Origin of the sequence: Curtobacterium sp. ME26 (assembly GCF_903970945.1) — a bacterium.
Taxonomy (GTDB): domain Bacteria; phylum Actinomycetota; class Actinomycetes; order Actinomycetales; family Microbacteriaceae; genus Curtobacterium; species Curtobacterium citri.
Map to the genome: position 1 here is coordinate 1 of NZ_CAJCKG010000083.1, position 7,846 is coordinate 7,846.

The 7,846-nt window shown below is 73.4% G+C and carries 7 protein-coding genes; all 7 read right to left on the bottom strand.

Features of this window, described 5'->3' with window-relative positions; genetic code table 11:
• Positions 1–132: 132 nt before the first annotated feature.
• Positions 133–3,849 carry a chromosome segregation SMC family protein gene (locus H7A69_RS16800; protein ID WP_182048094.1) on the bottom strand — a complete coding sequence of 1,239 codons (3,717 nt, stop codon included), beginning with the start codon at positions 3,847–3,849 and terminating at the stop codon, positions 133–135.
• 33 nt (positions 3,850–3,882) lie between these two features.
• The gene (gene mutM, locus H7A69_RS16805; RefSeq protein WP_182048095.1) at positions 3,883–4,854 is read right to left on the bottom strand and encodes a bifunctional DNA-formamidopyrimidine glycosylase/DNA-(apurinic or apyrimidinic site) lyase; all 972 of its coding nucleotides are present in this window, start codon (positions 4,852–4,854) and stop codon (positions 3,883–3,885) included.
• 4 nt (positions 4,855–4,858) lie between these two features.
• Positions 4,859–5,584 (bottom strand): ribonuclease III, encoded by a 726-nt coding sequence (gene rnc, locus H7A69_RS16810; RefSeq protein WP_069710667.1) that lies wholly within the window; start codon positions 5,582–5,584, stop codon positions 4,859–4,861.
• Positions 5,585–5,597: 13 nt separating this feature from the next.
• On the bottom strand, positions 5,598–5,801 hold the full coding sequence (rpmF, locus tag H7A69_RS16815; protein WP_058728177.1) for a 50S ribosomal protein L32: 204 nt from the start codon (positions 5,799–5,801) through the stop codon (positions 5,598–5,600).
• A gap of 43 nt (positions 5,802–5,844) precedes the next feature.
• Positions 5,845–6,411 (bottom strand): DUF177 domain-containing protein, encoded by a 567-nt coding sequence (locus tag H7A69_RS16820; protein WP_182048096.1) that lies wholly within the window; start codon positions 6,409–6,411, stop codon positions 5,845–5,847.
• A 70-nt stretch (positions 6,412–6,481) separates the two neighbouring features.
• Positions 6,482–6,976 (bottom strand): pantetheine-phosphate adenylyltransferase, encoded by a 495-nt coding sequence (gene coaD / locus H7A69_RS16825; protein WP_069710665.1) that lies wholly within the window; start codon positions 6,974–6,976, stop codon positions 6,482–6,484.
• Positions 6,977–7,003: 27 nt separating this feature from the next.
• Positions 7,004–7,846, bottom strand: an 843-nt coding sequence (locus tag H7A69_RS16830) for a helicase-related protein (RefSeq protein WP_259346286.1), incomplete at its 5' end; no start/stop codon positions are given.

A 7,846-nucleotide genomic window follows, 5' to 3' on the forward strand; every position in this document is an offset into this window, starting at 1 on the left:
GTGGTGTTGCGGGTGTCAAACTTGCGGAGTGGTCTGGATCCGCACGCCCCTGACACTGTCTCCCGTACGCGACGCTCGACCGATCGGCCAGCGGGCACCGCGCCTCCCGTCCGTCCGCTGCCAGCCCGCCCGCTACGCGACCGCGTCGACCGGCTGCGGCTCGGACTCGCGCCGCTGCACCCGCTGACCGACGACGGCGGACACGCCGTCCTGCCGCATCGAGACGCCGTACAGCGCGTCGGCGATCTCCATCGTGCGCTTCTGGTGCGTGATGACAATGAGCTGCGAGGACTCGCGGAGCCGCTCGAACACCGTGAGCAGTCGTCCGAGGTTCGCGTCGTCGAGCGCCGCCTCGACCTCGTCCATGATGTAGAACGGCGACGGGCGCGCGGTGAAGATCGCGACCAGGAGCGCCACCGCCGCGAGCGACCGCTCCCCGCCGGACAGCAGGGTGAGCCGGTCGATCTTCTTGCCGGCGGGCTTCACCTGCACATCGAGCCCCGTCGCGAGCATGTCGTCCGGGTTCGTCAGCGTGATGGACCCCGTCCCGCCCGGGAAGAGGATCGGGAACACCACGTCGAACGCGGCCTTCGTGTCGTTGTACGCCGACTCGAAGATCGTCTGCATCTTCGTGTCGAGCTCCTCGATGATCGTGAGGAGGTCCGTCCGGGTCTTCTGCAGGTCGTCGAGCTGCTCGGCGAGGAACGCGTGCCGCTGCTCGAGCGCCTGGAACTCCTCGAGTGCGAGCGGGTTCACCTTGCCGAGCCGGCCGAGGTCCCGCTCGGCCGCCGCGAGCCGCTGCTCCTGCTCGGCGCGGACGTACGGCACGGTCTCGACGTCGGCGGGGTCGACCTCGTCGGTGGCGTCGAACTCGGGCAGCGCGGGTCCGCCGGGCAGGGTCGACTCGGCCGGCACGAGGTCCGCGTCGTCGACGTCCTCCGCGGGGTCCCCGTCGCCCCGGGCCGCTGCGTCGGCCGCCCGGGCACGCTCGGCCTCGCGGTGCCGGCGGGCGAGCACCCGTGGGTCGACCAGCACGTCGACCGGTACCGGGACGTCGGGACCGTACTCCGCGACGAGCACGGCCTCCCCCAGCCCGAGCTCGCTCTGCGCGCGGTCGAGCACGCCGGACACGTGCAGCTTCTTCTCGTAGATCTCCATCTCGAGCGAGTGCACGCCGTCGGTGATCGTCTGCAGCCGGTCGCGGAGCTCACGCTCCTCGTTCCGGATCACCTGCAGCTCGGTGTTGCGCTTCGTGCGCTCCGACTCCTCGGTCGCGAGCCGGACCCGGGCCTCCGCGAGCGAGCGGTCGACCGCGGCGAGCACACCGGGCAGGTCCGCGAGCACGTCCTCGGCCACCGCGATCTGGGCGCGCCGGACGACCGCCCGGCGCGCTGCCTCCTCGGCAGCAGCGCGCTCGGCCTCGAGCTGCCGCTGCAGCCCCGCCGCCCGGTTCCGCTCCGACCGCGCCCGCTCGCGCACGGTCTCGACCTGGATCCGCTGCTCGATCTGCGCCGCACGCGCGCCCTCGAGCGCCTCCTGCAGCGCGGGCCGCCCGGAGGCGTCGACGACCGGACGTGGCCCCTCGTCGAAGACCCGCCGGGCCTCCTCGGCCTCGCACACGGCACGGTCGACGGTCTCGACTGCCCCGTCGGTCTCGGCGAGCGAGGCGCGCAGCCGGTCCACCTCGGCGACGGCGTTCTCGGCCTTCGCCCGCGTGGACGCGCTCGACCGGTCGTACTCGGCCTTCGCCGCGGTGTGCGCGCGGAGCGCCCGGTCGGCCTCCTCGGCACGGCGGCGGGCCTCGTCGACGGCGGTGCGCGCGGCCTGGAGGCCCGTGGCCGCGTCGGCCGCGTCCGTCGCCACCGCGTCACGACGGCCCTGCGCGTCGTCCCGCTCGGCCACGAGCTCGATGCGGGACACGGTGCGGGCGCCGCCACCGGTCACACGGACGGTGCGCACGAGGTCACCGGAGCGCGTCACGACCGTCGCGTGCGGGGCGGCGGCGAGCACGGACTCCAGGTCGACGTCCTCGTCCACCGCGACCAGCGTCGTCCGGAGCACCGCGGTCAGCGCGGGCGGACCCTGCACCACGTCGAGCGCCGGCCGGACACCGGCCGGCAGCGTGCTCGGCAGCCCCGGACCGTCGACGACGGCGTCGGCGACGACGACGTCCACGCGGCCGAGGTCGGCCTCGCGGGCGTGCGCGACCGTGGCGAGGGCGGTGCCCCGGTCGGCGGCGAGCACGGCGTCGGCCAGGCCGTCGAGCGCCGTCGCGACCGGCGCCTCGAACCCGGGCTCGACGGTCAGCGCGTCGGCGAGGCGACCGAGCACGCCGTCGCGCCGGGCGTCGACCACGGCCTGCGAGCCGTCACGGACGTCGATCGACATGCCGAGCGCGGCGACGCGGGCGTCCAGGGCGTCCCGCTCGCGCTCGAGGGCGTGCAGCCGGTCGCGGAGGGCGTCGCGTGCGGTCTGCGTGCGCTCGAGCTCCTGCCGCGCCTCGTCGTGCGCCGTGGCGAGGGCGTCGACGTCGACGCCCTCCGCGGGATCGAGGCCGATCTCCTCGAGTGCCGCCGTGGCACCGGCAGCGCGGTCCTCGGCCTCCGCGAGGGCACGGGCCCGACGGTCGCGGTCGGCGACGACGGACGTGCGACGCGAGCGGGCGACGTCGACGGCGGCGCCGAGCCGCTGGGCCTCGAGGTCGTGCCGGGACACACGCGCGGCCTGCGCGGCGATCTCCTCGTCGAGTGCGTCGAGTCGGGCACGGGCGTCCTGCACGGCCGCGGCGGCGGCACCGGAGCCGGCGGTCATCTCGGCAGCGCGCGCCTCGAGCCGCTCCGCCTCGGCGCGGACACCCTCCACCCGCTCCGGGGTGATCGTCGGTCCCTGCTGCGGGGCGTCGGCCTGCTGCGCGAGGAACACGAGCCGCTGGTTGGCCAGGCTCGACAGGCCGCGGAGGCGCTCCTGCACGCTCTCCAGGCGGTGCACCACGGTGCGGGCGCGGTCGACGTCGTCCCCGACCATGCTCTGCTCGACCTGCTGCTGTCGGGCGCGCGTCTGGTCGAGGCGTTCCTGCAGGACGACCCGCTCGGACTTCCGACCCGTCTCGACCGCCTGGTGCTCGTGCAGCTCGCGGCGCAGGCGGACCACGTCGTCGGCGAGGATGCGGGCCTTCGCGTCACGCGCGACCGCGGCGACGGACTGCGCCTTGCGCGCGACCTCGGCCTGCCGCCCCAGCGGCTTGAGCTGGCGCCGGATCTCCCCCGCGAGGTCGGACAACCGGGTCAGGTTCGTCTGCATCGCGTCCAGCTTGCGGAGCGTCTTCTCCTTGCGCCGGCGGTGCTTGAGGATCCCGGCGGCCTCCTCGATGAAGCCGCGGCGGTCCTCCGGGGTGGCGTGCAGCACCTTGTCGAGCTGGCCCTGCCCGACGATGACGTGCATCTCGCGCCCGAGCCCGGTGTCGCTCAGGAGCTCCTGCACGTCGAGCAGACGGCAGTTCTCGCCGTTGATCGCGTACTCGCTCCCGCCGTTCCGGAACAGCGTGCGGGAGATCGTCACCTCGGCGTACTCGATCGGCAGGAGCCCGTCGCTGTTGTCGATCGTCAGGAGCACCTGCGCGCGGCCGAGTGGGCCGCGCGTCGAGGTCCCGGCGAAGATGACGTCCTCCATCTTGCCGCCGCGGAGGGTCTTCGCGCCCTGCTCCCCCATGACCCAGGCGAGGGCGTCCACCACGTTGGACTTGCCCGACCCGTTCGGCCCGACGATGCAGGTGACACCCGGCTCGAACGCGAACGTCGTCGGCTGCGCGAAGGACTTGAACCCCTTGATGGTCAGGCTCTTCAAGTGCATGCGGGTCTCCGGAGTCTCTCGCTTCCGGGCAGGCTAACGCCTGCGCAGGCGCGGAGCGGGCTGGCACACGGGGCAGCGGTGGCTCGACCGGTTCATGAAGGCCTCGCGGACGATCGTCGTGCCGCACCGCGGGCACGGCTTCCCCTGCTGCCCGTACACCGCCAGGCGCTGCGAGAAGTACCCGGACTGCCCGTTGACGTTGACGTACTGCGCGTCGAAGCTCGTGCCGCCGTCCTCGAGCGCCCGGCCGAGGACGCTGCGGACCTCGGCGAGGAGCCGGTGCAGGTCGGCGCGGGGCAGGCGCTCCGCGGGCCGGTCGAAGTGCAGTCGCGCCGCCCACAGCGACTCGTCGGCGTAGATGTTGCCGATGCCGCTCACGACGCCCTGGTCGAGCAGGACGCGCTTGATGCCGCTCGACCGCTTCCGTGCCGTCGCGACGAACCGGTCGTCGTCGAACGCGGGGTCGAGCGGGTCGCGGGCGATGTGCGAGACCTGCGTCGGGATGCTCCGCCGCCACGCCGCGTCCGGCTCCCGCTCGTCGACCGCGCCGGCGGCACCGGCCGGGGCACCGTCGATCGTCGGGACCATCGCGTCGATCGCCATCGACCCGAAGGTGCGCTGGTCGACGAACTCGAGTTCGACCGGCTCCTCCGGACGGCCGTCGCGGTCGGGACCGGTCGGCTGCACGTCGATCAGGATGCGGCGGTGCTTCGCGGCCGGGCGACCGCGTCCGAGCAGGACCTGGCCGGACATCCCCAGGTGCGTGACGAGCGCCTCGGGACGGTCGCCGTCGTGTTCGGGCACCAGCGGGAACCACATGAACTTGCCGCGGCGCACGGCCGCGGCGACGGTCCGGCCGGTCAGCCGCTCGGCGAAGTCCTCTGCGGGGCCGTCGTGCCGGGTGAGCGCACGGTCGTCGACGACGTCCACGTGCAGCACGCGCGCACCGCTGACGGCGGGTTCGAGGCCGGCGCGGACCACCTCGACCTCGGGGAGTTCGGGCACGCGGTCAGGCCGCCCGGCCGGACAGGCGCGTCCACGCCTCGAGCGCGGCGGCCATCTCGGCGGTCTTCTTGCTCGAGCCGGAGCCGGTCGCGACGTCCTCGCCCTGCAGCACGACGGTGGCGTGGAACGTCTTGTCGTGGTCCGGGCCCTCCTCCGTCACGCGGTAGGCGGGGTTGCCGAGGGTCAGGCTCGCGGCGAGCTCCTGCAGGCTCGTCTTCGGGTCCATCGCCGCACCGAAGCGGGCGGGGTCGACCAGGAGCGGCTCGACGAGGCGCAGCACGAGCGCGGTGGCGTCGTCGGGGCCGGCGGACAGGAACGTCGCGCCGATGACGGCCTCGACCGTGTCGGCGAGGATGGACGCCTTGTCACGGCCGCCCGTCTGCTCCTCGCCCTTGCCGAGGCGCAGGTAGGCACCGAGCCCGATCATCCGGGCGATCTCGGCGAGGGCGACCGTCGAGACGAGGCTCGCGCGCCGCTTGGCGAGCTCGCCCTCGTCGAGGTCGGGGAAGGACCGGAAGAGCTTCACGGTCACGGCCTGGCCGAGGATGGAGTCCCCGAGGAACTCGAGGCGTTCGTTGTGCCCGATCCCACCGTGCTCGTACGCGTACGAGCGGTGCGTCAGGGCGAGCTGGAGCAGCTGGAGGTCGAGATCGACCCCCAGGATGCCCTGCAGACGAACGACGTCCGACCCCACGGGGCGGGACCCCGCGGCGCCGGACGTCGCTGTCATGTGCGGTGTCCGATCAGACGTCGGCGACCTTGCGGCCCTTGTACTCCATGTACAGGGCGGTGCCGGCCGAGTCCTCGACGACCTTCGCGCGGTGCGGGAGGCTGTAGGTGACCTTGCCGTTCTCGATCGTCTTCACGAGCTGGACCGGCGCGGCCTTCCACTGCGAACGACGGGCGTGCGTGTTGGCACGGGACTGCTTGCGCTTGGGAACGGCCATGGTGGTTCTCTTTCGGTTGGTCGGTGGTCAGGGGCGAGGAGCGTCAGGCCGTGCGGCCGGCGCCCTCGGGGCTCTGGGTGGGGGTGTTGCCGTCGGTGTCGTCGCCGGCACCCTGGAATCCGCTCAGTGCGGCCCAACGGGGGTCCAGGACCTCGTGCACCGGGTGCTCGTCGAGGTCGGCCAGCCGCTCACCCGTGACGGGGTCGAGGCCGGGGCAGTCCGGTCGGCAGACCGGCTGGAACGGCAGCGACAGCACCACCGCATCTCGAACGACCGGTTCGCAGTCCACGTGGTCATCGCGAACGAAGAAGTCGAAATCCTCCGAGACATCGTACGCGAAGAGCTCGGCGAAATCGACCTCGACCGGTTCGCTGATGTCGATGAGGCACCGCGAGCACTCGCCGGTCGCCTCGGCCGACGCGTGACCGGACACCAGGACGCCCTCGTGGAGGCCCTCGAGCTTGACGTCGAGCTGCATCGTGGCGCCCTCGCGCACGGCGATCAGGCCGGCTCCCATCGCGTCCGGCACCGCGACGTCGAGCGAGTGCTCGCGCATCTCGCCCGGACGGTGCGCGAGGTCGCGCACGCGCAGGGCGTAGGGGCTGTTCACGGGGGAAGACACGATCGACGAGTCTACCGCGATCTGCGGCGGACGTCGAGCACGCCCGGGTCGCGGCGTGTCAGCGTGCGAGGTGCTCCGCGAGCGCGTCCGCGACGACCACGGGCACGTACGGGGTCACGTCGCCCCCGAGCGTGGCGACCTGGCGGATGAGCGAGCTCGACACGTGCGCCCGCGAGGCCTCCGGGAGGAGGAACACCGTCTCGACGTCGGCCAGGTGCCGGTTCATGATCGCCATCGGCGTCTCGTACGCCACGTCCTCGCCGGACCGCACGCCCTTCACGAGCACGCCGGCACCGACCTGTCGGCAGTAGTCGACGAGGAGCCCGGAGGTCCACTCCCCGACCCGCACGGTGTCCGGCACGCCGACCTCGGCGAGCGACCGCTCGATGAGCCGCACGCGGTCGGCGGCGGCGAACATCGCCGGCGGCTTCTCCGGGTTGTGCACCACGAGCACGTGCACCTCGTCGAACAAGCGGGCGGCACGACCGATCACGTCGAGGTGCCCGAGGGTCACGGGGTCGAAGGAACCGGGGACGACCGCGATCTGTGCCATGCCGCCGACGATACCGGCGGCCCCGTGTCAGTTCTTGCCGAGGAACGCGGCGTCGGACTCGTCCAGGCGCCGGGCCAGGGCCTCGCGCAGCGCGGGGTGCCCCCGGAGCTCCGGGTCCGGCTCGAGGACCCGCTCGGCCTCGCCCCGGGCGTCGACGATGAGGTCGGCGTGCTCGACGACGCGCAGCAGGTTGAGGGACGACCGACCGCCGGACTGCCGCTCGCCGAGCACGTCGCCCTCGCGCCGGAGCTCGAGGTCGACCCGGGCGAGCTCGAAGCCGTCGTCGGACGCCGCAACCGCGTCGACGCGCTCGCGTGCGGTCGTCTCGGCCTCGGCCGTGGTGACGAGCAGGCAGACGCCGGCGTACTGCCCGCGGCCGATGCGCCCGCGGAGCTGGTGGAGCTGCGAGACGCCGAAGCGGTCGGCGTCGAGGACCGCCATCATCGACGCGTTCGGCACGTCGACACCGACCTCGATCACCGTCGTCGCCACGAGCACGTCGACGTCGCCGGCCGCGAAGGACGTCATCACGCGGTCCTTCTCGTCCGCGGTCATGCGCCCGTGCAGCACCTCGATCCGCCGGCCCTGCAGGACCGGCATCGTCCGCATCCGCTCGGCCGTCGCGAGCACCGTCGCCGGGGCGCGCTTCGGGGTGTCGTCCTCGGCGGGCTCGGGGCCGCCGTCGTCCTCCGCGTGCGCGTCGTCGATGGCCGGGCAGACCACGAAGGCCTGGCGCCCGGCGGCGAGCTCCTCGGCCATCCGCGTCCAGATCCGCCCCTCCCACCCGGGGTGCTCGGCGAGGCCCACCGCGAAGGTCTCGATGCCCGCGCGTCCGGACGGCAGCCCGGTGATGGTCGAGACGTCGAGGTC

Bases quoted from the DNA above. Each gene is read 5' to 3' on its own strand.
- H7A69_RS16800 (WP_182048094.1), bottom strand. From the start codon at position 3,849: ATGCACTTGAAGAGCCTGACCATCAAGGGGTTCAAGTCCTTCGCGCAG.
- rnc (WP_069710667.1), bottom strand. From the start codon at position 5,584: ATGACAGCGACGTCCGGCGCCGCGGGGTCCCGCCCCGTGGGGTCGGAC.
- rpmF (WP_058728177.1), bottom strand. From the start codon at position 5,801: ATGGCCGTTCCCAAGCGCAAGCAGTCCCGTGCCAACACGCACGCCCGT.
- coaD (WP_069710665.1), bottom strand. From the start codon at position 6,976: ATGGCACAGATCGCGGTCGTCCCCGGTTCCTTCGACCCCGTGACCCTC.